General features: G+C 62.9%; 19 protein-coding genes. 10 read left to right on the top strand and 9 right to left on the bottom strand.

The window, feature by feature from the left end:
- Window positions 1-31 precede the first annotated feature (31 nt).
- The 3 genes from ACQKI2_RS14595 (at window position 32) to ACQKI2_RS14585 (ending at window position 3184) form a co-directional block, all read left to right on the top strand.
- Complete coding sequence (locus tag ACQKI2_RS14595) at window positions 32-1327, top strand: tetratricopeptide repeat protein (protein WP_427380337.1); 1296 nt, start codon at window positions 32-34, stop codon at window positions 1325-1327.
- A 140-nt stretch (window positions 1328-1467) separates the two neighbouring features.
- Window positions 1468-2553: an MBL fold metallo-hydrolase gene (locus ACQKI2_RS14590; protein ID WP_427380336.1), complete on the top strand. Its 1086-nt coding sequence runs from the start codon at window positions 1468-1470 to the stop codon at window positions 2551-2553.
- 304 nt (window positions 2554-2857) lie between these two features.
- Window positions 2858-3184 (top strand): hypothetical protein, encoded by a 327-nt coding sequence (locus ACQKI2_RS14585; RefSeq protein ID WP_427380335.1) that lies wholly within the window; start codon window positions 2858-2860, stop codon window positions 3182-3184.
- A 25-nt stretch (window positions 3185-3209) separates the two neighbouring features.
- On the opposite strand, the gene ACQKI2_RS14580 is transcribed toward ACQKI2_RS14585, so the two are convergent.
- Window positions 3210-3950 carry a Crp/Fnr family transcriptional regulator gene (locus tag ACQKI2_RS14580; protein WP_427380334.1) on the bottom strand — a complete coding sequence of 247 codons (741 nt, stop codon included), beginning with the start codon at window positions 3948-3950 and terminating at the stop codon, window positions 3210-3212.
- Window positions 3951-4180: 230 nt separating this feature from the next.
- On the opposite strand from ACQKI2_RS14580, the gene ACQKI2_RS14575 reads away from it, so the two are divergent.
- Window positions 4181-5707 (top strand): META domain-containing protein, encoded by a 1527-nt coding sequence (locus ACQKI2_RS14575; RefSeq protein ID WP_427380333.1) that lies wholly within the window; start codon window positions 4181-4183, stop codon window positions 5705-5707.
- A gap of 23 nt (window positions 5708-5730) precedes the next feature.
- Here the strand turns inward: ACQKI2_RS14575 and ACQKI2_RS14570 are convergent, their stop codons facing one another.
- Window positions 5731-7674, bottom strand: coding sequence for a PhoX family protein (locus tag ACQKI2_RS14570; RefSeq protein ID WP_427380332.1), 1944 nt, complete (start codon window positions 7672-7674; stop codon window positions 5731-5733).
- Between the two features lie 142 nt (window positions 7675-7816).
- Between ACQKI2_RS14570 and ACQKI2_RS14565 the strand changes: the two genes are divergently transcribed.
- The 3 genes from ACQKI2_RS14565 to ACQKI2_RS14555 all read left to right on the top strand — a co-directional run bounded on the left by ACQKI2_RS14565 (window position 7817) and on the right by ACQKI2_RS14555 (window position 12307).
- A complete protein-coding gene (locus tag ACQKI2_RS14565) occupies window positions 7817-9526 on the top strand; it encodes an Hsp70 family protein (protein WP_427380331.1) in 1710 nt (569 codons plus the stop codon).
- On the top strand, window positions 9516-10403 hold the full coding sequence (locus tag ACQKI2_RS14560; RefSeq protein ID WP_427380330.1) for a hypothetical protein: 888 nt from the start codon (window positions 9516-9518) through the stop codon (window positions 10401-10403). Before ACQKI2_RS14565 ends, ACQKI2_RS14560 begins: the two co-directional genes overlap by 11 nt.
- Window positions 10404-10507: 104 nt before the next feature.
- Entirely contained in the window at window positions 10508-12307 is a 1800-nt protein-coding gene (locus tag ACQKI2_RS14555; protein WP_427380329.1) for a flavin-containing monooxygenase, read from the top strand.
- A gap of 3 nt (window positions 12308-12310) precedes the next feature.
- Here the strand turns inward: ACQKI2_RS14555 and ACQKI2_RS14550 are convergent, their stop codons facing one another.
- Window positions 12311-14212, bottom strand: coding sequence for an acetyl/propionyl/methylcrotonyl-CoA carboxylase subunit alpha (locus tag ACQKI2_RS14550; protein ID WP_427380328.1), 1902 nt, complete (start codon window positions 14210-14212; stop codon window positions 12311-12313).
- Window positions 14184-15080 carry a DUF817 domain-containing protein gene (locus tag ACQKI2_RS14545; protein WP_427380327.1) on the bottom strand — a complete coding sequence of 299 codons (897 nt, stop codon included), beginning with the start codon at window positions 15078-15080 and terminating at the stop codon, window positions 14184-14186. Before ACQKI2_RS14545 ends, ACQKI2_RS14550 begins: the two co-directional genes overlap by 29 nt.
- A 131-nt stretch (window positions 15081-15211) precedes the next feature.
- Here ACQKI2_RS14545 and ACQKI2_RS14540 point away from each other — a divergent pair, with 131 nt between their 5' ends.
- Window positions 15212-15547 carry a hypothetical protein gene (locus tag ACQKI2_RS14540; protein ID WP_427380326.1) on the top strand — a complete coding sequence of 112 codons (336 nt, stop codon included), beginning with the start codon at window positions 15212-15214 and terminating at the stop codon, window positions 15545-15547.
- A 12-nt stretch (window positions 15548-15559) separates the two neighbouring features.
- Here ACQKI2_RS14540 and ACQKI2_RS14535 read toward each other — a convergent pair whose 3' ends face one another.
- The 4 genes from ACQKI2_RS14535 to ACQKI2_RS14520 all read right to left on the bottom strand — a co-directional run bounded on the left by ACQKI2_RS14535 (window position 15560) and on the right by ACQKI2_RS14520 (window position 18647).
- The gene (locus ACQKI2_RS14535) at window positions 15560-16360 is read right to left on the bottom strand and encodes an enoyl-CoA hydratase-related protein (RefSeq protein WP_427380325.1); all 801 of its coding nucleotides are present in this window, start codon (window positions 16358-16360) and stop codon (window positions 15560-15562) included.
- A 15-nt stretch (window positions 16361-16375) separates the two neighbouring features.
- Window positions 16376-17401 (bottom strand): acyltransferase family protein, encoded by a 1026-nt coding sequence (locus tag ACQKI2_RS14530; protein WP_427380324.1) that lies wholly within the window; start codon window positions 17399-17401, stop codon window positions 16376-16378.
- A gap of 236 nt (window positions 17402-17637) precedes the next feature.
- Entirely contained in the window at window positions 17638-17928 is a 291-nt protein-coding gene (locus ACQKI2_RS14525) for a hypothetical protein (protein ID WP_427380323.1), read from the bottom strand.
- 131 nt (window positions 17929-18059) lie between these two features.
- The gene (locus ACQKI2_RS14520; RefSeq protein WP_427380322.1) at window positions 18060-18647 is read right to left on the bottom strand and encodes an NAD(P)H-dependent oxidoreductase; all 588 of its coding nucleotides are present in this window, start codon (window positions 18645-18647) and stop codon (window positions 18060-18062) included.
- 168 nt (window positions 18648-18815) lie between these two features.
- On the opposite strand from ACQKI2_RS14520, the gene ACQKI2_RS14515 reads away from it, so the two are divergent.
- Window positions 18816-19310, top strand: coding sequence for a pyridoxamine 5'-phosphate oxidase family protein (locus tag ACQKI2_RS14515; RefSeq protein ID WP_427380321.1), 495 nt, complete (start codon window positions 18816-18818; stop codon window positions 19308-19310).
- A 63-nt stretch (window positions 19311-19373) separates the two neighbouring features.
- Here the strand turns inward: ACQKI2_RS14515 and ACQKI2_RS14510 are convergent, their stop codons facing one another.
- The gene (locus ACQKI2_RS14510; RefSeq protein ID WP_427380320.1) at window positions 19374-20981 is read right to left on the bottom strand and encodes a carboxyl transferase domain-containing protein; all 1608 of its coding nucleotides are present in this window, start codon (window positions 20979-20981) and stop codon (window positions 19374-19376) included.
- A 124-nt stretch (window positions 20982-21105) separates the two neighbouring features.
- Between ACQKI2_RS14510 and ACQKI2_RS14505 the strand changes: the two genes are divergently transcribed.
- Entirely contained in the window at window positions 21106-22884 is a 1779-nt protein-coding gene (locus tag ACQKI2_RS14505) for a patatin-like phospholipase family protein (RefSeq protein WP_427380319.1), read from the top strand.
- The last annotated feature ends 23 nt before the right edge of the window (window positions 22885-22907 follow it).

The following is a 22907-nucleotide window of genomic DNA, read 5'->3' as shown; positions in this document are numbered from 1 at the left end:
CTATCCCGCACTCATACAGGGAGCCTGCCTCATGCGCATCCTCGCCCTCGCCGCCGCTGCGGCCACCATCGCCATCTTCGCCTCCCCCGCCAGCGCCCAGACCGAATCTGAGCCCGCCTGCAACGCCGGTGACGCAGAGGCCTGCTTCTACACCGGCGCCGAATACGCCCAGGGCATCGGCGCCCCGGAAGACAAGCAGATAGCTGCCAGCTTCTTCCTGAAATCCTGCGACATGGGCATCCCCGATGGCTGCACCACCACCGGCTATTTCTACACCAATGGTGATGGCAACGTGCCCAAGGATGTTGTCAAAGGCGTCGAATACATGGAACGCGCCTGCGCCATGGGTCATGTCGATGGGTGCGACAAGAGCATCGGCCACCGCCTCAGCACCACCTCTCCCGCTCATGATTTCGGAAAGGCCATCGCCACCGCCAAGGCTGGCTGCGAAGCTGGCGTGCGCGGCCCCTGCTTCTGGGGACTCTACTGGGGCTGGGACGGCAGCGAGGGCAAATATCCGTCGATGATCAACATGGCGAACGCCGGCTGGTTCGCCGAGCGCACCTGCGACAAGTATCACGACGAGATGGCCTGCAGCGTCGCCGCCCGGGTCTATGCCGACCCCGACGCGGCCACCTTCGACGCGCAGAAGGGCCTCACCTATTCCATGATCCGCTGTGATGAGCAGAACAGCGGCGGCGATTGCCGCAATGTCGCCGGCGTCTATCTCGACATCGAGGAATACGAAATCGGCTCCACCTATCTGCGCCGCGCCTGTAACAAGGGCCACGCAGAGTCCTGCGACCGCGCAACGGAATGGGAAACCTACAACCGCGAGCTGGCCGAATATGAAGCAAAGATGGCCGCCCTCAACGCGATGATCGACACGCCCCTGGCCGAAGGCCGCTATGGCGATGCCGTCTATGCTGCCATCAACTCTGCCCGGTCGAAAAACCTCGCTGAGAAAGCCATCCTCGCCGCCAAGGCGGCCGGCCGCATGGATCAGGTCGCCACCCATGATCTCTACGCCGCGGCCCTCTGGTTCCAGTCCGGCCCAGCTCGCGCCGCCGCTGACGCGGAGATGGCCGCCCGCGGCACGGGCCTGGAAGGGACCTTCGGCACCGGCACGAATGAGCCCGGAATGGCTGACGCCCGCTGGCGCCAGCTCTACGGCTCCAGCGCCCCCACCTACACTTCCAGCAGCCCCTCTTTCTCGCCCCCGGCAATGAAAAGCGCCTCGCAGATCTCCGCTGAAACCAAGCAGAAATACCGCTACGCCCACTGCACCATGAGCGGCAGCAACACCAGCGCGAAGGTCTGCCAGTAAACGGCCCGGTTAATCCCCCTGCGCCGCTGCGCGCGGGGGAACTGTCCCTCCAGTCTGGCCCAACGCCCGCTCAAAACAATTGACACGAATAATGTCATATGCTCCAACCTCCCCACAAAAACCACCCGTGGGAGGGGCATATGCGGATCGTGAAATGGGCGGCTATCGCATTGGCCGTCAGTGTCTTGGCGCTGCTGGCGGCGCGGCAGGTTTTCGCGGTCCAGATTGGCGAAGCGGTCTTCCGCCGCGCCGTCGCTGAAAATGTCGGGAAAGATCCTTCCGCCCTCCTGCCCGATGGCCTTCATCTCTATCTCTGCGGCAGCGGTTCCCCCCTGCCGGATCCTGCCCGGGCAGGTCCCTGTATCGGCGTTCTGGCGGGTGATCGCGCCTTCATTTTCGATGTTGGCGGCGGCTCCATCCGCCGGCTCACGCGCATGGGTTTTCCCACAGGCCGTACCGAAAAACTTTATCTAAGTCATCTGCACTCGGACCATTTTGACGGCCTTGGCGAACTCATGGTCGGCGCCTGGGTGGGCGGCAGCCGGTCCACGCCGCTGCCCGTCGCTGGCCCCATTGGCGTTGCCGAAATCACCGATGGCTTCAACGCCGCCTACCGTATCGACAGCACCTACCGCATGGCCCATCATGGTCCCGCTGTTGCCAACCCCGCCGGTTATGGCCTTGCCCCGGAGGTGATCGATCTGCCCGCCGGCCCCGGCGCCCGCGCCGTGTTGCTGGATGAGGGCGATCTTCAGATCACTGCCTTCCTGGTCAACCATTCCCCGGTCGAGCCGGCCTATGGCTTCCGCATCGATTACAAAGGCCGCTCTGCTGTCATCAGCGGCGATACGGTGTATTCGGACAATCTCGTCAGCGTCGCCGAAGGCGCCGATATCCTCTTCCATGAAGCGCTGAACCCGGAAATGGTCGCCGCCATGTCGAAGGCGGCCGGCGAGGCTGGCGCCGCCCCGCTGTCAAAGGTGTTTGGTGACATTCTGGACTATCATGCTTCGCCGGTGGACGCCGCCCGCGCCGCAGAGACCGCCGGGGTAGAGCGTCTGGTGATTTACCATATCGTCCCGCCCCTGCCGTCAAAGCTGCTCTACCCTGTCTTCCTGAAGGGCACCGGCGCGGTCTATTCCGGCAAGGTCGATATCGGCGAAGATGGCACGCTCTATTCGCTTCCGGCCGCCGGCGGGCTTAAAAAGAAAACCGTGACGCGGTGACGGCCCCTGCTGGCGCAGGGCTTGCCGGATTTGTCCGTAAGTGTCCGGAACTGTCCTCAAAATGACACGTTACCCGCGCAAGTAAGGCTATCCTGGGAAGCCTGAAACAAAAGGGAAATCACATGACCAGCCTCCGCCTCCTAGCCTTGGCTGCGGCCAGCGGAATTATTCTCGCCGCCTGCGCGCCCCCTGCCGACCAGCCCCCAGCCGCAGAGCCTCCGCCTGTTCAGGCAGCTGAAGAAGAGATGTCCGTCACCCCGGAACGGCCCCGGCGCCCGAAGCTGCTCCGGCCGAAGAATGCGCCGTGCTGGACTCCCGCGACTGGGAAGCCTGGATCGACCGGATGCCCGGCCCCGACGCCTCGCCGACAGTGCATGTCATCGGAAAAGTTGATGTCAGATCAGGGGGATACACCTTCAATTGGGAAGTCGGCCCGATGGACCGCTCGATGACCCCCGCCCTCAATCTGAAGCTCATTCCAGTCGCGCCCACAGAGCCCGCCACGATGGCCATCGCCACCGAGGAAGTTCACTATACCGGCCCGCTCGCCGGCAGCAGCTATAGCCGCGTCACCATCACCTGCGGTGACCAAACCCTCGGCGAAATCTCCGAAATCACCGACGCGCACTGACCCTCCGGCCCCAGGCCTCGCCGGCTCAAACCAGCGAGGCCTGCCCCGGCGCGGTCTCGGCCAGCGTGAACCCGCTCTCCCCATGTGTCGCAAGCTGGCTGAGCCGCGCGCGGTCGAGAATATCAATCCGGCTGCGGGAAATGCGGATCACGTCCGCCTGTTCCAGATGCTGCAGAAGACGATTGGTCCACTGGCGCGACGCCATGATCGACAGGGCAATCTGATCCTGCGTTACCGGGCTGATGAAGGAGGAGGTCGCCCGCCCGCCATGCGGCTCGCTCGTCAGATCGATCAGACGCCGCGCCAGCCGCTGCAGCGGCGTAAAGGCAAGGCTTTCCACCACCTGCGAATAGATCGCCCGGATCGAGGCCATCTCCGGCAAGACGAAGCGGCGAAAGTTCTCTGCGTCTGACAGGAACAGCCGCCTCACGGCCGCGAGCGGCAGATGCATTACCTCGCAAGGCTGGCTGGCTATCACGGAAAAGGTGTAGGGCCCCTCATCCACGCAGGCGAGAAAGCCGGTCCAGTCGCCCGGCCGGTAAACCGCCACCAGGATGTCGAGCCCGGCCAGCGTTGTGCCGATGATCTGGGCCTCCCCGCCCACCAGGCCGTAGATGCCACTGGGCGGGTCTCCCTGCCGAAACACATGCTTGCCCCGCCGCAGTTTCTGCCGCGTCGCGTTTTGCAGAATCTCTTCCTGCAACGCCTCCGGCAAAGCCGAAAACCATCGGCCCCGCTGCAGGTCGATCGTGCTTTTTGTCTTCATCGGCGATACCTCCCCAGTATGCGCCAGTCTGTTACCCTCAGCGGGGAGAGTAGCAGCTTCCACCGGCATGGAAACGGCCTTCCGCATCCCGCCGGACGTGTCGTAGAGTAAGATGGCATCAGGCTCGCCATAATGCCGCCTTGCTGATGCCATCCCTTCGGGGAATCTGCCGCAGCGGCAGGCACAAGCCGATCCGGATAGCCGGCAAGTTGATATGAAGGGAGGCCTGAATGGCATATGGAAAATTCTACAAGGCGGCGCTTATCCCGCTCTTTCTCATCTCGGCCGCGCCCATTCTCAGCGCCTGTCAGACGCCGCCTACGGCCCTGTCGCCGCAAGAGGAGGCCGCCGTGCTGACTGTGAAGGGTTCTGCCACCTATCGCGAGCGGATGGCCGCGCCGAAGGGGTCTGTCCTGAAGGTGGAACTGTCAGATACCTCCCGCGCCGACGCTCCGGCCATTTCTCTGGCAGACTGGTCTGACAGCCTGGACGATGGCGGCGTGCCGAAAAAATTCACCCTGCGCCTCAATGAAGCGCTCGACCCGCGCCTCACCTATACGCTGCGCGCCACAGTCACCGGTCCGGATGGTGCCCTCCTTTGGACCACCGATACCGTCCACCGGGTCGAAGTCACCAGCGGCGTCGTGGATGCCGGCACACTGGTGATGGTCAAGGTCGCGCCCGCGCCTGCCGCCCCGCCCCCTGAAGCGCCCGCCATGCTGAAACTGGCCGGCAAAGATTACCGCGTATCCGCAATTGGCGGCCAGCCAGTCTCCGGCCAGCGCCCGATAACCGTCAAGTTCGGTGAAGATGGCCGCGTTAGCGGCTTTGGCGGCTGCAACACCTATGGCGGCAGCTTCGGCGAAACAGACGGCAAGGTAACCTTTGGAGACCTCATCTCCACCATGATGGCCTGTCTTGATCCGAGGGCTGGCGCGCAGGAAGGGGCCCTCTATGCCGCCTTCAAGGGCACAGCTACCTTTGCCCCCGGCGCCGATGGCAAAGTCATTCTCACCGGTCAGAACGGCACGGAGATAGAACTCACTCCCTCCGGCCTCAAACCATTGGCCGGCACCCGCTGGCAGGTCGAAACAATGGGCGGCACCACCGTCGTTGCCGGCAGCGAGCCGCAGATCAATTTCGAGGCTGATGGCAAGATCAACGGCACCACGGGCTGCAACCGCTTCTTCGGCGGCTATACCCAGGCGGGCGCAGAGCTAGCCTTCTCCGGCGTCGGCATGACCAAGATGGCCTGCATGGCAGACGGCGTGATGGAACAGGAATCCGCTTTCGGCAAAATCCTCTCCGGCAAGACCGAAGGCAGGATCGACAGCCTGGGCAATCTCATCCTCCGGGGCGGAGATGGCGTCTCCTTCACTGCCCGTCCGCTTCCGGCGGAGGGCGACGTCGTTGAGGGCGACCCCGCGACACTCGGCGGCGGCACCTGGACGGTTGAAGACCTCAACCGTGGCGGGGTGATCGACAACACAGTCCTTACGCTGACATTTACCGAAGACGGCAAGGTTTCCGGCTCTACCGGCTGCAACAGCCTCAGCGGCAGCTACGCCGCGACCGGCACCCACCTCACCTTCTCGCCGCTGGCGATGACGCGCCGTGCCTGTCTCGCCCCGGCGCTGAACAATCAGGAAACGAAGTTCACCGCCGCCCTGCAGGGCGAAATGGCCTGGCGCATCACCGCCGATGGCGCCCTCGAGCTGACGCGCGAAGGCGGCCACCGCGTGCTGCTGCGGCGCTGAAACGGAGGCACAGACGCGCGGCCTTATCCCCCGATCAGGCCGCCGCCCTGTTTCGTTACGACGACCACGCTTGGGCGCGGCGGCATGGCAGGCTGGAAGTCCGGCCACCGCGTGCCCGGCGCCTCAAAGCTTGCCCCTTCGGTATCCCCCGGATGCTGAACCGCCAGGAACAGGGCTTCGCCTGTCTCGTTGAAACGGGGGCCGCACATTTCCGCGCCCGCGGGACAGCGGAAGAAATGCCGCCCTGTGCCGCGCCCCTCGCCGTGCGTTTCCAGCGCCCAGAGGCCATCCGCCGCGCCGGAATTCTCGTTGCCATCAGTGGAAACCCACAAGCGCCCCTGCGGATCAATGGCGCAATTGTCCGGGCTGGCAAACCATCCATTCTCCGTAGTCAGAGGGTTCCAGAGCGCGCCAACCTGCGCAATCGAGGGGTCGCCGCAGCGCACCAGAATTTCCCAGCGCGAGGTTTCAGAAGTGAAATCCCCCTCCGGCTCGATGATCTCGATGATATGGCCAAACCGGTTTGAAGCGCGCGGGTTGGCGGCGTCCACCTGCGCCTCCGTGCGGCGATCATTGTTGGTCAGCATGACGTAGACGCGACCCGTCTTGGCGTTGGGCTCAACGTCCTCAGGACGGTCCATCGGCGTGGCGCCCAGCAGATCGCCGGCCCGGCGCGTTTCGATCAGAACATCCGCCTGCGAGGCAAAACCATTTTCCTTAGTCAGCGGACCGGTTCCATAGACCAGCGGCAGCCATGCCACCGTCCCATCGGCATCAAACCGCGCGACATACAGCGTGCCTTCGTCCAGAAGGTTCATGTTCGCCGCCCGGTCACCGGCCGCGAACGTCCCTTTTGTCACAAACTTGTAGACATAGTCAAACCGCTGATCGTCGCCGGTATAAACCACAACGCGGCCATCCGGCGCCACCACGCTTTCGGCGCCCTCATGTTTTACGCGGCCAAGCGCAGTGCGCTTCTTCGGGACAGACGTAGGGTCCATCGGGTCCACCTCGACAATCCAGCCGAAACGGTTGGGCTCATTCGGCTCCTTGCTCACATCATAGCGGTCAAAGAACCGGCCCCACTGATACCAGCCAGACGGCACACCATAACGCTTGTGGTTCTCCGCTTCCCGGTGGCCCTCGGGCAATTCGCCAAGGAAATTGCCGTTGAAGTTTTCTTCCGCCATCAGATAAGTGCCCCATGGCGTAATGCCGCCAGCGCAATTGTTCATCGTACCGGAAACCAGCGTGCCGCCAGGATCATCCGCCGTCTGAAGACGCGGGCTGCCCGCCGCAGGCCCCGTAACCTGCATCGGCGTCGTATCTGCCGTAATCCGCCGGTTATAGGGCGAACCAACGACCGGCTTCCACTCGCCCGCTTCCTTGCGCACTTCCAGGATCGTGCCGCCATGCGCCGCCATCTCGATCTCGGAAAGCGCCTTCGTCATCGACGCGGGATAGCCCGCGGTAACGCCCGGCAACATCAGATTGGTGGACGTGTATTCGTGATTGACGCAGAGCAGCGCCCGCTCCTGCCCCGCCGCATCGGCCTCAAGAGGCACAACACCGATGAAGTCGTTATTGTATCCAAACTGGCGGCGTTGCGCTTCGGGGGTCTGGTTCATCGGATCAAAGGCAGGACTGTCAGCAAACAGCGGATCGCCCCAGCGGATCAGCACATCCGCACGGTAGCCCTCTGCCACATGATGGGTCTCGTCCATCCCCCGCGCCACTTCCACAAAGCGGAATGCAGGCTCTGCCGTGCTGCCGGCGCCCGTCCCGGCTTCTGCCAGCGGCGCCCGCCCGGTTGTGCATCCGGCCAGCGCCAGGCCAGATACCGCGCCCAGTCCGCCCAGAAAGCCGCGCCGAGACAGCCGCTGGCCGATCACATCACCAATGGTGGCCACACCTGCGGCAATGCGCGGGTTTACGGTCTTGTTTTCGCTGTCGTCCATCATCGCCATCGGGCGGCCTCCTTCTTGTGCATGTTCCTCTCGGCATAGGGCAGTTTTGTAACAGAGGCATGGCACTGGGTGAAAGGACGGCTGGACTGAGCGTGCGGACGCGCTAAGGGTGCAGAAGGCATACCCGCGGGGGCAAGACCACATGTCCAACAAGGCCATCATTGGCATCGACCTTGGCACAACCAATTCGCTTGTGGCGGTATTCGAGGCTGATGGGCCAAAGCTGGTTCCCAATGCGCTGGGCGAGGTGATGACGCCGTCTGCCGTAGGCTATGGCGATGATGGTGCCATGCTTGTGGGCCGCGCCGCCCGTGACCGGCTGCTGACCCACCCAGACCTAACCACCGCCCGCTTCAAACGCTATATGGGCACCAATCACGAGGTGAAGCTGGGCAAGAAGTCCTTCCGCCCAGAGGAGCTTTCCGCCCTGGTTCTTGGCAGCCTGCGGGCAGATGCCGAAGCCCATCTTGGCCGCAAGGTGGAAGAAGCGGTGATCTCTGTGCCTGCGTATTTCAACGACATCCAGCGCAAAGCCACCATCACCGCCGCCGAATTTGCCGGGCTGAAGGTCAACCGCCTCGTCAACGAGCCAACCGCCGCCGCCCTCGCCTATGGGCTGCAGGACCGCGACGCCGAATCCACTTTTCTCGTCGTCGATCTCGGCGGGGGCACGTTCGATGTCTCGATCCTGGAGATGTTCTCCGGCGTGATGGAAGTGCGCGCCTCGGCAGGTGACGCCTTTCTCGGCGGGGAGGATTTCACCGACGCGCTGGCCACAGAACTCGGCCACCAGCTCGGCCTCCAGCCCAAGGATGTCAGCCGTGAGGAAGGTGCCCGCCTGCGCGCCCTCGCCAACCGGCTGAAGCACCAACTCTCGGAAAAAGCCGAAGCCACTGGCGAATATGTGATCAAGGGCGAGGCCCGCCCCGTCTCCATCACGCGGGAGAAGTTTGACGAGATCACCGACGAACTTCTAAAACGCCTGCGCATGCCCATCCAGCGCGCCATTTCTGACGCGAGCCTCCGGGCAGACGACCTGCACCGCATCATCACCGTGGGCGGCGCTACCCGCATGCAGGCCGTGCGCGGGCTGATCACCCGCCTGTTCAAACGCTTCCCGGAACACTCGATCGATCCCGATCATGTCGTCGCCCTCGGCGCAGCGGTCCAGGCCGGTCTCGCCAGCCGCCATGCCGCGCTGGACGATGTGGTGATGACAGACGTTTGCCCCTTCACGCTCGGCTACGAAGTCTCCGTGCCGCTCGGGCCAAACCAGTGGGAGGCGGGCCATTTCTCGCCGCTGATCGAGCGCAATACGGTGGTGCCCGCCAGCCGCGCCAATGAAATCAGCCCGCTGGAACAGCACCAGCGCGAGATCAACCTGATGATCTATCAGGGCGAAAGCCCCTTCGTTCGCGATAATGTGCGCATCGGCCAGCTGCGCGTACCCCTGCCGGCAGACCTGAAGGCCGACAAGACGGTGGAGGTGCGCTATACCTACGACACTTCCGGCGTCCTGGAGGTGGAGGCCACACCGGTGGCCACGAAGAAGACCCTCCGCCTCGTGATCGAAGGCACCCCCGGCACGATGACCCGCGCCGAAATCGACAAACGCCTCAAGGAACTCGCCGCCCTGAAGATTCACCCGCGCGACGAGCAGGAAAACGCCGCTATCATCGCCCGCCTGCGCGCGGCCTATGAAAACAGCCTCGGCGAGCTGCGCCAGGAGATCGGCCATATCCTCGCCCAGTTCGAGGCGGTGTTGCACACCCATGACAAGCGCCAGATCCAGGACGCCCGCACCCAGATCGAAGAAATCCTGAGCCGCGTCGAGGGCGAGGATGTCTTCTGACCCCTTCACCCTGCTCGGCCTCGACCGGAAAACCGCCACCGAAGCCGACATCCGCAAGGCCTATGCGGAGCGCCTGAAGGTCACCCGGCCCGAAGATAACCGCACAGCGTTCATGGCCCTGCGCGAAGCTTTCGAACGCGCGCGGCAGGAGGCGCGGTGGCGGGCGGAATATCCCGAAGAGTATGAAGAGGATGACGAGGCAGCAGAAGCTGAACCGGAGGCCAGCTCTGCTCCGTCAGAGGGCAGACAAATCGGGAAGCTGACAGAACAGGCGGTAGATACGGTCACCCGCGCCGCCCCGTCACCCCAAGACGCCGACGCGGATTTGGAAGAAGACGAGGACGCAGAAGCCTACACCCCCTCCGATTTTGACCTGCGCATCGACGCGGCCATGCAGAAGCTGCACGAGGCACTGATCTCTCCCTGGGGTCCGCCCTCCCGCGCCGATCTCGATGCACTCTTCAACTCGCCGGACCTGGAAGGCATCGATGAATACCGCGCCCTGCAATGGCAGGTGCGCAACTATCTCTGCCATGCAACCGGCTACTACGCACAGTCAGGAGATGTACAACTACCCCCTTGGCTGACCCTGCGCCTCTTTGACGATCTCGACGCCCAGTTCGGCTGGGTGCGCCAACCTTCCAGCCACCCGGCCGAGCGGCACATGAACGCCTGGCTGCGCCGGGTGCGCGAAGGCGTCGAATGGCATGAAGCGCCTTACGAAGTGCGCAAGCAGCGGGAATTCGACCGGCTGCTGAACCGCCCCGCGCCCGAAAAAATCAAGGATAGCTATCCTGGCAGTAACGTCTGGCTGTTCATTGGCGCCGGTATCCTGGCTTACGTGGTTATCCGTGCGTTGTCGGGCCTTGGCGGCTGACGCAGGGTGACGGCTGTTAGCGGCTGAAAATCGCGGTTAGGTTTCCTCATCGGACGAGAAATGACGGGCAGAGACCCCGCATCCGTACCTGGGAGGAACGACACATGGCCGACGACGCCGCCCTTGATCTGGGATTTGACCCCAACCAGCTGCGCGCCCGCTACCGCGCCGAACGTGACAAGCGCCTGCGCAAGGATGGCAACGAGCAATATGTGAATGTTGCCGGCCAGTTCGCCCACTATCTGGAAGACCCGTATACGGAGCGCATAGCCCGCGCGCCGGTGACAGATCATGTGGAGGTTGCCGTGATCGGCGGCGGCTTTGGCGGCCTGCTCTCCGCCGCCCGCCTGCGCAAGGCGGGCTTCAAGGACATCCGCATGATCGAGAAAGGCGGAGACTTCGGCGGCACATGGTATTGGAACCGCTATCCCGGCGCTGCCTGCGATATCGAGAGCTATATCTACCTGCCGCTGCTGGAAGAAACCGGCTACATGCCGAAGGAGAAGTACACCAAGGCACCGGAAATCCTCGAACATTCCGCCCGCATCGCCAGGCATTTCAATCTCTATGAAAACGCCCTCCTCGGCACCGGCATCACTGGCATGAAATGGGATGAAGCCCGCCGCGTCTGGATCGTCGAGACAGACCGGGATGATCGCTTCACGGCCCAGTTCGTCATCATGTCCAACGGCCCGCTGAACCGGCCGAAGCTGCCCGGCATTCCAGGCGTTGAAAGCTTTAAGGGGCACAGCTTTCACACCAGCCGCTGGGATTATCAGTACACGGGCGGAGACAGCACCGGCGGTCTGACGAAGCTAAAGGACAAAGTGGTCGGCATCATCGGCACCGGGGCCACCGCCGTGCAATGCGTGCCCCATCTCGCCGAAGGCGCCAAACACCTTTACGTCTTCCAGCGCACGCCTTCTTCCATTGATGTGCGCAATGACCGCGCCACCGATCCGGATTGGGCCAAAAGTCTCCAGCCCGGCTGGCAGCGCCGCCGCATGGAGAATTTCAACACGCTGGTTTCAGGCGGCTATGAGCCCGAAGACTTGGTGCAGGATGGGTGGACGGACATTATCCGCAACATCCTCTTCATTGCCAGCTCCGGTGACAAGAAGGGACTCTCGCCGGCGCGTCTGGCAGAACTCGCCGAACTGGCAGACTTCAAGAAGATGGAACAGGTGCGCGCCCGCGTCGACGAGGTGATCAAAGACCCGGAAACCGCCGCCAAGCTGAAGCCCTGGTATCGCCAGTTCTGCAAACGCCCCTGCTTCCATGATGCGTATCTCAATTCCTTCAACCGTCCGAACGTGACGCTTGTAGACACCGGTGGCCAGGGTGTTGAGCGGATCACGGAGGATTCGATCATTGTCGATGGTATCGAATACAAGGTCGATTGCCTCGTCTACGCCACCGGCTTTGAAGTAGGTACGGACTACACTCGCCGCGCGGGGTATGATCCTGTCGGCAAGGGCGGCGTGCACCTGAAAGATCACTGGGCTGACGGTATGCGCAGCCTGCATGGCCTTGCGGTCAATAACTTCCCCAACATGTTCCTGATGGGGTCAGGCCAGGCGGGCTTCACAGCCAACTATCCCCACCTGCTGGACGAGCAGGCCGAGCAGATCGCCCACATCCTCTCCGAAGTCTCAGCCCGTCAGGCCGGCACTTTCGAGGCGAGCCCCGAAGGCGAAGCCGCCTGGGTGCAGCAGATCATCGAGAAGGCCGTCATGCGCCAGCAATTCCTCGAAGAATGCACGCCGGGGTACTACAATAATGAAGGTAAGCCGAGCGACCGGGCCGCGCAGAACAACTCCTACGGCGAAGGCCCCAACGCCTATTTCCGTATCCTGAAGGCCTGGCGGGAGCGCGGCGAGCTAGAAGGGCTGGAACTGAGCTGAACCTTACTCTTCCACCAGCGACACCAGCAGGTCGCCCTCGGCCACCTGCTGGCCGGCTCCTGCATGCACCGCTTCGATCACACCATCGCGCGGCGCGGCGAGGGCGTGTTCCATCTTCATGGCTTCCAGAACGGCCAGCGTGTCTCCGCGCGTCACCGCTTCGCCTGCTTTCGCCGTGATGGTCAGCACCTTGCCGGGCATCGGCGCCTTCACGGCATTGCCGCCCAGCGCTGCGTCGGCATCGGCGCTGTATTCGGGGATCGTCACCAGAAACGTGTCGCCCCCGCAGGTAACGGCATACCGGCGCGGAGAAAGATCCGTCACCAGAGGAAATGGCACATCCTCCGGCATCGGAATGCCCGCCTCCACCATCTCCGCCTCGCCATCGGCCGCCAGGACAATGGTGCGGCGCGGCGCGGCGTTCAGGCGGAAACCGTCATTGATCGACCAAGGGGAAAGGCCCGGCGCCTCATCCAGCACAAGGCTCGCTACCGCGTTCAGCGAAGCCTCCAGGTGCTCCGGCGGCGCGGTCGTCAGAGCATCCATATTCTCGCCGATCCAGTTCACATGATGCGCACCGGCCTGAAACGCATCCGACATAGCGCAGCGGCGCAGGAAACCGGCGTTCGACGGCACCCCCGCCAGCTGCGTATGCGCCAGCGTATCGGTCAGGCGCTCCAGCGCCTCGTCCCGGTGATCTCCGTAGACGATCAGCTTGGCAATCATGGAGTCGTAATTTGAGGGCACACGGTCACCGGTTTCAAAGCCGGTGTCCCAGCGGATGATCTCGCCATCGGGCTCATCCAGCAATCCGAACTCCAGGATCACGCCCGCGCCGGGGCGGAAACCTTCGGCGGGGTCTTCCGCGCAGATGCGCGCCTCTATGGCATGGCCATTCAGCGCAATCTCGTCCTGCGCCAGCGGCAGCGTGCCACCCGAAGCGACGATCAACTGCCATTCCACCAGATCCTGCCCAGTCACCATCTCGGTAACCGGATGCTCCACCTGAAGCCGCGTGTTCATTTCCAGGAACCAGAATGTGTCCATCGCCAGAGGCTTTGATCCGTCCACGATGAATTCCACCGTACCGGCCCCTTGATAACCGACGGCCCTGGCAAGCTTCACGGATGCCTCCGTCATTGCCTCGCGCACGTCTTCCGGCATACCCGGCGCAGGCGCCTCTTCCAGCACCTTCTGGCGGCGGCGTTGCAGCGAGCAGTCCCGCTCGAACAGGTGAACGACATTGCCGTGGGCATCGCCAAACACCTGCACTTCGATATGGCGCGGCTGCAGAACCAGCTTCTCCAGCATGACGCGGCCATCGCCAAAGGCGCTTTCCGCCTCCCGCACGGCGCTGACGAGTTCAGCGTCCAGCTCGGCCTCTTTGGACACCTGCCGGATGCCGCGCCCGCCGCCTCCTGCGACCGCCTTGATGAGCAGCGGATAGCCGATCTTCGCGGCCGCCTTCTTCAGCGTGGCAATGTCCTGCGCCTCTCCGCGATAGCCGGGCAGCACGGGCACGCCCGCCTCCTCGGCAATGCGCTTGGCCTCGTCCTTTGGTCCCATCGCGCGAATGGCGGAGGCAGGCGGGCCGACCCAGATCAACCCAGCCGCCACCACAGCCTCGGCAAAGGCGGCGTTTTCGGAGAGGAAGCCATAGCCGGGATGGACCGCGTCAGCGCCCGCCTCCTTCGCGGCAGCGATGATCGCTTCCATACGCAGATAGCTCTCGGGCGCAGGTGCCGGGCCGATGCAGACAGCCTCATCGGCCTCGCGCACATGTTTGGCGGCGCGGTCCGCCTCGGAATAGACGGCCACGGTCTCGATGCCGAGTTCCCGGCAGGTGCGGAAAATGCGGGCGGCAATCTCGCCCCGGTTAGCGACGAGAAGCTTGGTTATGGTCACTGGTCTGGCCTCCCCGGCCCCGGTGCACGCTGGCAACCAGGACGAAACTGATGATCATCAGCAGATACCATGATCCGAGCTTCGATAAAGACACCATTTCCCAGCCATTTTCTTGCCCCGGATAGGCCCAGGCCCGCGCAAATGTTCCAAGGTTCTCCGCAAACCAGATAAACACTGCCACCAGGAAAAAGCCGATCAGCAGCGGCATCGGCCTGTGGATTGCATCCGGACGGAACCAGACGGTCGTGCGCAGGTAGATCAGCGCGGTGGCAGCGAAGAGGCCGTACCGGATGTCCACGGTCCAGTGATGGGCAAAGAAGTTCACATAGATCGCCAGCGCCAGCAGGCCCTGCAGCCAGAGCGGGGGAAACCGTGTGAAGCGGAACTCGAAGATCCGCCACACGCGGGCGAGATAGGAACCGACCGCCGCATACATGAAACCGGAAAACAGCGGCACGGCGCCGATCCTCAAGAAGCTCTCCTCCGGATAGATCCAGCTGCCGGCGCCCGTCTTGAACAGCTCCATGACCGTGCCCACCACATGGAACACGAAGATCACCCGCGCCTCTTCCCAGGTTTCCAGCCCGCTGAGCAAAAGCCCCGCCTGCAGGGCCACCGCGGCAATTACCAGAAAGTCGTATCGGGAAAGCGCCGCTCCCTCCGGATAGAAAAAATGTGTCAGCAGCAGCAACCCCAGCATTGCCCCGCCGAACAGACAGGCCCAGGCCTGTTTGATACCGAAACTGACAAACTCGAATACGCTAAGGCTCCATGGCCCCTTCACATATCGCGCGCGCAGCCCCTCCCGCGCGGCGCGGAGGCGGGCGCGAAGCCGGGCGGCATGGGAAACGTTTCCATCTGGGATCATGACTGTTTCCCTTCACGGTAAACCGGGGCGGCAACATGGCCACGAGGGCACCGGACGGCGGTAAATTTCAGGCTTTGTGAGGCCCGCGCAATCGCGTAATGCTTAACCGGTCTGAAACCAAGGGGGACCCCATGGCCTATAATTCCGGAACCGGGCTTGCCAGCCTGGCAGGCGTCATCGGCGGCGGCATCGGCGCCTATCTCGGCTATAATCAGGGCCTCGTTACGGACGGCATTTCGCCCGTACAGGGCGCGCTGATCATGGGCGCCATCGGCCTCGTTATCGGCAGCGCAGGCGCTTTCATTCTGAAATCGCTGATGCAGTTTATTGTCTACATCATTATGTTCGCTCTATTGGCGTACATATTCCGAGGGCAGATAGAAGCACTAACCGGGGTCAATCCGGTCACGGCGCTTGAGGTCACCTTGGGCAATTTCGGCCTCGATGTAGACCTCTCCCCCGACTGACGAGGGCGCCCATCAGCTCTTCCAGGAGGGCGCGCGCTTTTCGAGGAAAGCAGCAATGCCCTCCTTCCCCTCTTCGGAGACACGGCGAGCCGCGATCCGCTTGGCGGTAGTGTGCATGAGAGCATTGTCGATTTCCATGCCCGTCACATCCACGACCAGCTGCTTGGCATCGGCCACAGCGCCGGGCGCCGCCGAGAATACCAGCCGGGCGATATGCTCCTGAAGCTCGCCCATCTTCACGTCATCCTCGGCCACATAATGCACCAGGCCGATTTTCTCCGCATACGCCGCATCGAAACCATCCGCCGTCACAAACAGCGCCTTCGCCCAGCGCGGGCCGATGGCCTGCACCACAAAGGGGCTGATGGTGGCGGGGGTGAGCCCCAGGCGCACTTCCGAGAAGCGGAACTGCGTGCCCGCTTTGGCAATCGCCACATCGCACGCCGCCACAAGACCCGCGCCCCCGCCCATCGCCGCGCCATGCACCAGCGCCAGTGTCATCTGCGGCATCTCATAGAGGCGCCGCAGCATCTCGGCCAGGCGCAAGGCATCCGTCTCATTGTCGTCACGCGAATGCAGCGCCGCGCGCTTCATCCAGTTGAGGTCTGCGCCCGCAGAAAATGAAGGCCCCTCACCGCGCAGGATCATCATGCGAATGGTCGGCTGTTCCGAAATCATCGTGAACACGTCCGTCAACTCGGCGATCAACTCGGCATTGAAGGCATTATGCACGTCAGGCCGGTTCAGCGTAACGACCGCAAGCCCCTCTTCTGTGGCTTCAAACCGGATCAGATCATATTCTGAGTCACGCATTGGGATTTCCCTGTTTCAACTATCTATGGCCACCCTGCGATAGTGACTGGACGGGCGCAAGGCGGGCTTCTCGACAAGGTGCCACAGCGCGAAGCTGGCGGCGAGGGTCAGCGCTGTCGCAACGGCAAGGTAAGCGGCAAGCCCCAGGCTGGTGGCCAGCCCGGCTGCGGCGAGCGCCTGCAGGATCGGAAAGTGCGTGATGTAGAGCCCATAGCTGACATCACCATAGCGCGCCACATTGAGCTTTGGCCCGGGCGCCCAGGCAACCGCGCCGATGACCCCGGCCAGCGCGAAGGCTCTCAGCGGCTCCAGAAACGGATAGAGAAAACTCGCCCCCAGCAGCGCCGTGCCGCATAGCGCCAGCGCCGCCCAGCGCCGCTGTATGCCGGGCGACGCTTTCCAAAGCGCAATACCCATGGCGAAAAAGGCCATCTGACCCGGCAACTGGCGCCCCAGTTCCGCGCCATAGCTGCCCTGCATCAGGCGCGGCACGAAATACGCCCAGGCCTCCCCGGCCGCATAAATCGCAAGGATCAGAACCCACCAGAACGCCCCGAACCTCTTCAGCACAAGGAGGATGATCGGCAGGGCGATATAGAACATCACCTCGATCTTCAGTGTCCACAGCGCGCCGTTCACTTCCGGAAAGCGGTTGCCCTCAAAGAGCCCAGGAAGCGTGGGCGAGAGAAAATTCAGGAACACCAGATTGGCCCCCAGATAGCTGGCAACCGCCTGGACATCCTGCATCAGGGCAAGGCTGATCGCCGCTGGCACTAGGATGACCGCCGCATAGGCCGGATACAGGCGGCGGACCCGTTTGCCGGCATAATCCAGAAGCCCCGATGCGCGCTGAAAAGAGCCCGCAACCAACAGACCAGAGACAATGAAGAAGCCTTGGATCGATAGCTCGGCCATGTGCGAAAGCGAATTTTCCAGCGGCCCGAAGGGCGCCGGCGCACCGATCGCGACGCCGTGATAGACAAACACGCCCGCGGCGAAAGCCAGCCGGATGAAATCAAATCGATTCGCCGTCTCGGGCATGGGGTGGCACACTCTTACGCAGCGTTTGCGGCGCAAGAAGCCGCTTGCCCCCATCGACTTCACCCCAGAGGAAATGTCTAGTGCCTGCTGTGAGGGGCCGGTCCATTCTCAGGGGAATCCAGTCCATCCACGCCGCACAGGCCTGCCTCCCAGAGGAGACAGGCCCTGTCATGACGCGGAAAGGTCATGCCATATCTGAAGATCGAGACGGATGAGATCTTCAGACCGGGTCGGGGTTACCAGTTGGTATCGCCCGTGGTGTCGGCTTTGTCGGCCTTGCGCTCAGCCTTCATGGCTTCCCAGTCGGCTTCGGTGATCTGGCCGTCCATGCCGGCAGCTTCTTCAAACTTCGCGGCAGCTTCCACCTCTGTATGTTTGCCGTCAGCGGTCTTGTGCGCGATGAACTCCGAAGCGCTGATCACGCCATCGGCATTGGTATCAACGTCGGCAAACGTCGCCTTTTCATCAGCATAGGCGCCCATGGCACCAACAAGAGCGGCGGCGGAAATCAGGGTTACGCGGATCATGTGTTTCACTCCTTTGACTGGCACCGGGTTGGCCGGCGCCTTGCATGAAGGACGCATGAACGGGAACATCGATCCGTTAAAAGCCTGTCAGTCTGAAGGCTATTTTATGGCAGGCTTAACGCCTCTGCAGCCTAAGCTGCAGAATGGCCGAGTTCCCACATCTGGCTTTTCCAGGCATGAAATCGCTCGGACGAGACATCACCAGCCCCGCCCAAGATCGTATGACGGACCGGGCGGAAACCGGAAAGGCCCAGAATCCCGCGCTCAAGCGCTTTCAGGCTGCCCGCATCCATGAGCACATGGTAAACCGATCCCGGCATCCCCATGGTGATAACCACACGCGCTGACTTGCCCGCCATCATCTGGCGCGGCCAGTTACCTGCTTTCTCCGGATCTGCCACGAAGAACCCGCCCCGCGCCGCCTGCTCGAAGAAGGCGCGCAGCTTTGACGGCATCCCGCCCAGCCAGAGCGGAAAGAGGATAACGATATGATCAGCCGCGGTGATTTTCTCCCGCTCGCTCAGGATCGGCTCAGAGGGTGGGGTGAGGAAATCCTCATTCCTTTCCAGATGCGGGATCTTCAGTTCCCAGACGTTGATCCGGCTGACCTCATATCCCGCCGAAATGGCGCCCTCGGCATAGGATGCCGCCAGCGCGCGGCAGAGCCGGGCGGGATCGGGATCAGGATGTCCGTCGATGATGCAGATAGTCTGGGTCATGACTGCGCCTCCTCTGGAGACAAGCGCTACCCGCAAAATCCGCTCAGGTTGATAGGTAGGTGTCCTTATACAGCTTTTCGGACCCCAGCATCCGAGATGCCCTAGCACGCTGAGGGGGAACATGCACGCCCGCTCCGCGTTGGGCAGGGACATCCCAAGGAGAGCGATATGGCCAATCTGAAAAAATTTGAACAGAACCCGCAACGCCAGCTGTTGGAAGAAATCAAGGGCAGCCGGTGCGTCATGCTGGGCTCGCCCGATCATGATCAGCATATGCAGCCGATGGCGCCCCAGGTGGATGAAGAGGCCGGCATCATCTACTTCTATTCCGACAAAACCAGCGAGCTTGGTCAAACCGTCCTGAAATCGCCCGGCATGGTTCATATGTGCCACATCGACAAGGACTACCAGGCCTGTGTGCGCGGCGAACTTGCTCCGCATCATGACAAATCCACCGTCGAGAAATTCTGGGGACCGGTAGTCGATGCATGGTATCCGGGCGGCACCGAAGATCCCAAACTCATGATGCTGAAATTCGTGCCGCATGATGCTGCCCTCTGGGCATCGGACAAATCTGCGCTCGGCGTATTCTTCGAAGTCGCCAAAGCCAACATCAAGGACGAGCAGCCAGACCTCGGCAAGAGCAAGCATGTCCAGCTTTAAACCGGCCGGGCATGCCTGACCTTCACAAGCGCCCCTCCCGCAGATTTGCGGCGAGGGGATCGCTTACATCCGGAACACACCAAATCCACGCTCCCCAAACGGCGCGTTGAGGCTGGCCGATAGCGCCAGCCCCAGCACGCGCCGCGTGTCGGCAGGGTCGATGATGCCATCATCCCACAGCCGCGCGGTGGAGAAATATGGATTGCCTTCGGTCTCGTAGAGATCCCGGATCGGCTGCTTGAAGCTGTTCTCCTCTTCCGCGCTCCATTGGCCGCCGCGCCGCTCGATGCCGTCGCGCTTAACGGTCGCCAGAACGCTCGCCGCCTGCTCGCCGCCCATCACGGAAATGCGCGCGTTCGGCCACATGAAGAGGAAACGTGGAGAATAGGCACGCCCGCACATGCCGTAATTGCCCGCGCCAAAGCTGCCGCCAGTCACCACGGTGAATTTCGGCACGCTGGCCGTGGCCACCGCCGTCACCATCTTCGCGCCATCCTTGGCAATCCCGCCGGCCTCGTATTTCGAGCCGACCATGAAGCCGGTGATGTTCTGCAGGAAGACGAGCGGAATGCGCCGCTGATCGGCCAGCTCGATGAAATGCGCCGCCTTCTGCGCGCTTTCGGAGAAGAGGATGCCGTTATTGGCCAGGATCGCCACCGGCATCCCATAGATATGTGCAAAGCCACAGACCAGCGTTTCGCCATAGAGCTTCTTGAACTCGTGGAATTCTGATCCGTCCACCGTGCGCGCAATCACTTCACGCGCATCATAAGGCTCGCGCACATCCTGCGGCACCAGCCCATGCATCTCGCGCGGATCATAAAGCGGCTCTGCCAGCGCCTGAATTTCAAATGGCTGCGGCTTCGGCTTTGCCAGCGTACGGACGATCGAGCGCACGATGGACAGAGCATGGGCATCATGCGCGGCATAGTGGTCCGCCACGCCCGAGCGGCGGGCATGCACATCCGCCCCGCCCAGATCCTCCGCCGAAATCTCCTCGCCCGTCGCCGCCTTCACCAGTGGCGGCCCGCCCAGAAAGATCGTCCCCTGCTTGCGCACAATCACCGTTTCGTCGCTCATGGCGGGCACGTAAGCCCCGCCCGCCGTACAGCTTCCCATCACGGCGGCAATCTGCGGAATGCCCTTCGCGCTCATCTGCGCCTGATTGTAGAAGATGCGGCCGAAATGCTCGCGGTCAGGAAACACTTCAGACTGGTGGGGCAGGTTCGCTCCGCCGCTGTCCACAAGGTAGATACACGGCAAATGGTTTTCCATCGCCACTTCCTGCGCCCGCAGGTGCTTCTTCACGGTGATCGGGAAATAGGCCCCGCCCTTCACGGTCGCATCATTGCAGACGATCAGGCATTCCCGCCCTTCCACCCGGCCCACGCCGGTGATCAAGCCAGCGCCCGGCGCCTCGCCATCATACATGCCATTGGCTGCCAGCGCGCCAACCTCCAGGAACGCGCTGCCCGGATCGATCAGCCGCTCCACCCGCTCGCGGGGCAGCAACTTGCCGCGTTCTGTGTGGCGCCTGCGGCTGTCTTCCGGGCCGCCCAGGGCAGCCTCTGCCGTCTTTGCGCGCAGCTCCGCCACAAGCTTTTCCATGGCCGCGCGATTTGCAGCGAATTTGGCGCCGGAAACATCCAGCGCAGATTTCAGGACCGGCATGGGCCCTCCCTTACTTTTCGTTGCGGCAGGATTAACCGCCCCGCTTCGGGCTGTCACCCGTTGGTAAACTCTTTTGTGCTAGAGGTCTTGCAGCTGCCCTCTCGAGAGTTCAGGTAACACTGGCATGTTCGGCCTCCTACGCAAGGAAATCACCCCCGATCTGAAGACGATCCCTCTCCTGAAGGACGTCTCCCAGCGGGCTATGCGCTCCGCCGGCAAGGAGGCCCGCTGGTTTGCCCTTCCCGCCGGCCAGCCGCTGTTCCTGGCAGGCGAACCGGCTGATTCCATCTATTTCGTGCTGTCGGGCGCGCTGGGTGCCTTCGGCGCCAAGGGCGAGTTCGTGGGCCATATCCGCCCCGGTGAACCTGTGGGCGAGATGGCCCTTTTCCTCGGCGGCGTCGGCAGCAATACAGAGGGTGAAGGACAGGACAGACCTCATTCGGGCTCAGTCTATGCCTTGCGCGATTCCGAGGTCATCGCCCTGTCACGGGCGGGCTGGAAGCTGCTGGTCAAGTCAGAGCCCGAACTGCTGGAAGGCATGATCCGGATCATCCTGCGCCGTCTTGGCAGGGGGGATCAACGCACCGGCGAAGCCGCGCCCAAGGTCTACACCCTCCTCTCCACGTCCCCCACCATCGACCTTAGCCTGCGCGCCCGGGCGCTGAAATCTGCCCTCGCCCGCTTCGGCAAGCGGGCCATCATCGTTGAGGAGACAGAGGGGAGCGAAAAGCCCGCCGCTTTCTTCGACCAACTCGAAGCCGAATATGATGCCGTCATCCTGACGGCCGCCATCGGCGATACGCCCTGGTTCCGCCTGTCAACGCGCCAGGCAGACCGGATCTGGGTGCTCGCCCGCTCCGATGCGCGCCCGTCCACGCCGCTGATGCCGGAAGAGACCTCGCCCGCCCAGCGCCTCAAACTCATTGACGTTGTCCTGATCCATCCGGGCGCAGAACGCCGCGCCTCCCGTCCGCAGGAATGGCTGCAGGCGGCTGGCGCCAAGCGCCTCTTCCACTGGCAGGGCGACAATGGCGCCGACGCGATGCGACTTGCGCGGGTGATGACCGGGCGGTCTGTCGGCCTCGTCCTCTCTGGCGGCGGCGCGCGCGCCTACAGCCATATCGGCGCCATTCGCGCCATCCGTGAACTGGGCATCCCGGTAGACTTTGCTGGGGGCGCTTCCATGGGCGCGGTTGTTGCCGCCTGTGTCGCCATCGGCTGGAGTGACGAGGAAATCGACCGGCGTATCCGCAAGGCCTTCGTCGAGACCAATCCCCTGGGTGACTATACCCTGCCGGTGGTCGGCATGGTGAAAGGCAAGCGCGTCAACCAGCGCCTGCAGGAACACTTTGGCGAGATTGACATCGGCGACCTGCATATCCCCTTCTTCGCCCTTTCCACCAACCTCACCGATGGCCAGGCCAAGCTGCATCGCTGCGGCCTCCTGCGCACTGCCCTGCGGGCCACGATCTCTCTGCCGGGCATCCTGCCGCCCTTCGTCGAAGGGGAAGACATCCTCGTCGACGGCGCCGTACTCGACAATTTCCCCGTCGAATCGATGCGGGAACTGCATCAGGGCTTCATCATCGGCTCAGATGTTTCGGCCATCCGCGACGGTCTGAGCCGGGAGGAATTCGTCCATCCCGAAAATTTCTGGCAATGGGTGTTCAAGCGCGGCTTCTCGTCTCCGCCGCCGATCGCCGGCTTGTTGATGCGCGCCGCCACCATCCGGGACGACCGCCTCACCCCGCGCGACAAGGCCGACATTCTGATTCTGCCGGAACTGCCCGACATCGAACTGCGAGACTGGAAAGCTTATGAGGCCTCCGTGGAAGCCGGCTATAAGGCAGCAATGGATGTCCTGAAGGGCCACGAGATTCTCAGCCTCTGCTGCCCTTCCTAAGCGAAGGCCGCGCCCCAAAAGCG

The sequence above is a fragment of the Hyphomonas sp. NPDC076881 genome (genome assembly GCF_050269995.1).
Taxonomy (GTDB): domain Bacteria; phylum Pseudomonadota; class Alphaproteobacteria; order Caulobacterales; family Hyphomonadaceae; genus Hyphomonas.
The sequence above is the reverse complement of the archived record's forward strand: the minus strand, read 5'-3'. Positions and strand labels throughout refer to the sequence as shown.

Bases quoted from the DNA above. Each gene is read 5' to 3' on its own strand.
- ACQKI2_RS14595 (WP_427380337.1), top strand. From the start codon at position 32: ATGCGCATCCTCGCCCTCGCCGCCGCTGCGGCCACCATCGCCATCTTC.
- ACQKI2_RS14590 (WP_427380336.1), top strand. From the start codon at position 1,468: ATGCGGATCGTGAAATGGGCGGCTATCGCATTGGCCGTCAGTGTCTTG.
- ACQKI2_RS14580 (WP_427380334.1), bottom strand. From the start codon at position 3,950: ATGAAGACAAAAAGCACGATCGACCTGCAGCGGGGCCGATGGTTTTCG.
- ACQKI2_RS14575 (WP_427380333.1), top strand. From the start codon at position 4,181: ATGGCATATGGAAAATTCTACAAGGCGGCGCTTATCCCGCTCTTTCTC.
- ACQKI2_RS14570 (WP_427380332.1), bottom strand. From the start codon at position 7,674: ATGGCGATGATGGACGACAGCGAAAACAAGACCGTAAACCCGCGCATT.
- ACQKI2_RS14565 (WP_427380331.1), top strand. From the start codon at position 7,817: ATGTCCAACAAGGCCATCATTGGCATCGACCTTGGCACAACCAATTCG.
- ACQKI2_RS14560 (WP_427380330.1), top strand. From the start codon at position 9,516: ATGTCTTCTGACCCCTTCACCCTGCTCGGCCTCGACCGGAAAACCGCC.
- ACQKI2_RS14555 (WP_427380329.1), top strand. From the start codon at position 10,508: ATGGCCGACGACGCCGCCCTTGATCTGGGATTTGACCCCAACCAGCTG.
- ACQKI2_RS14545 (WP_427380327.1), bottom strand. From the start codon at position 15,080: ATGATCCCAGATGGAAACGTTTCCCATGCCGCCCGGCTTCGCGCCCGC.
- ACQKI2_RS14540 (WP_427380326.1), top strand. From the start codon at position 15,212: ATGGCCTATAATTCCGGAACCGGGCTTGCCAGCCTGGCAGGCGTCATC.
- ACQKI2_RS14535 (WP_427380325.1), bottom strand. From the start codon at position 16,360: ATGCGTGACTCAGAATATGATCTGATCCGGTTTGAAGCCACAGAAGAG.
- ACQKI2_RS14530 (WP_427380324.1), bottom strand. From the start codon at position 17,401: ATGCCCGAGACGGCGAATCGATTTGATTTCATCCGGCTGGCTTTCGCC.
- ACQKI2_RS14525 (WP_427380323.1), bottom strand. From the start codon at position 17,928: ATGATCCGCGTAACCCTGATTTCCGCCGCCGCTCTTGTTGGTGCCATG.
- ACQKI2_RS14520 (WP_427380322.1), bottom strand. From the start codon at position 18,647: ATGACCCAGACTATCTGCATCATCGACGGACATCCTGATCCCGATCCC.
- ACQKI2_RS14515 (WP_427380321.1), top strand. From the start codon at position 18,816: ATGGCCAATCTGAAAAAATTTGAACAGAACCCGCAACGCCAGCTGTTG.
- ACQKI2_RS14510 (WP_427380320.1), bottom strand. From the start codon at position 20,981: ATGCCGGTCCTGAAATCTGCGCTGGATGTTTCCGGCGCCAAATTCGCT.
- ACQKI2_RS14505 (WP_427380319.1), top strand. From the start codon at position 21,106: ATGTTCGGCCTCCTACGCAAGGAAATCACCCCCGATCTGAAGACGATC.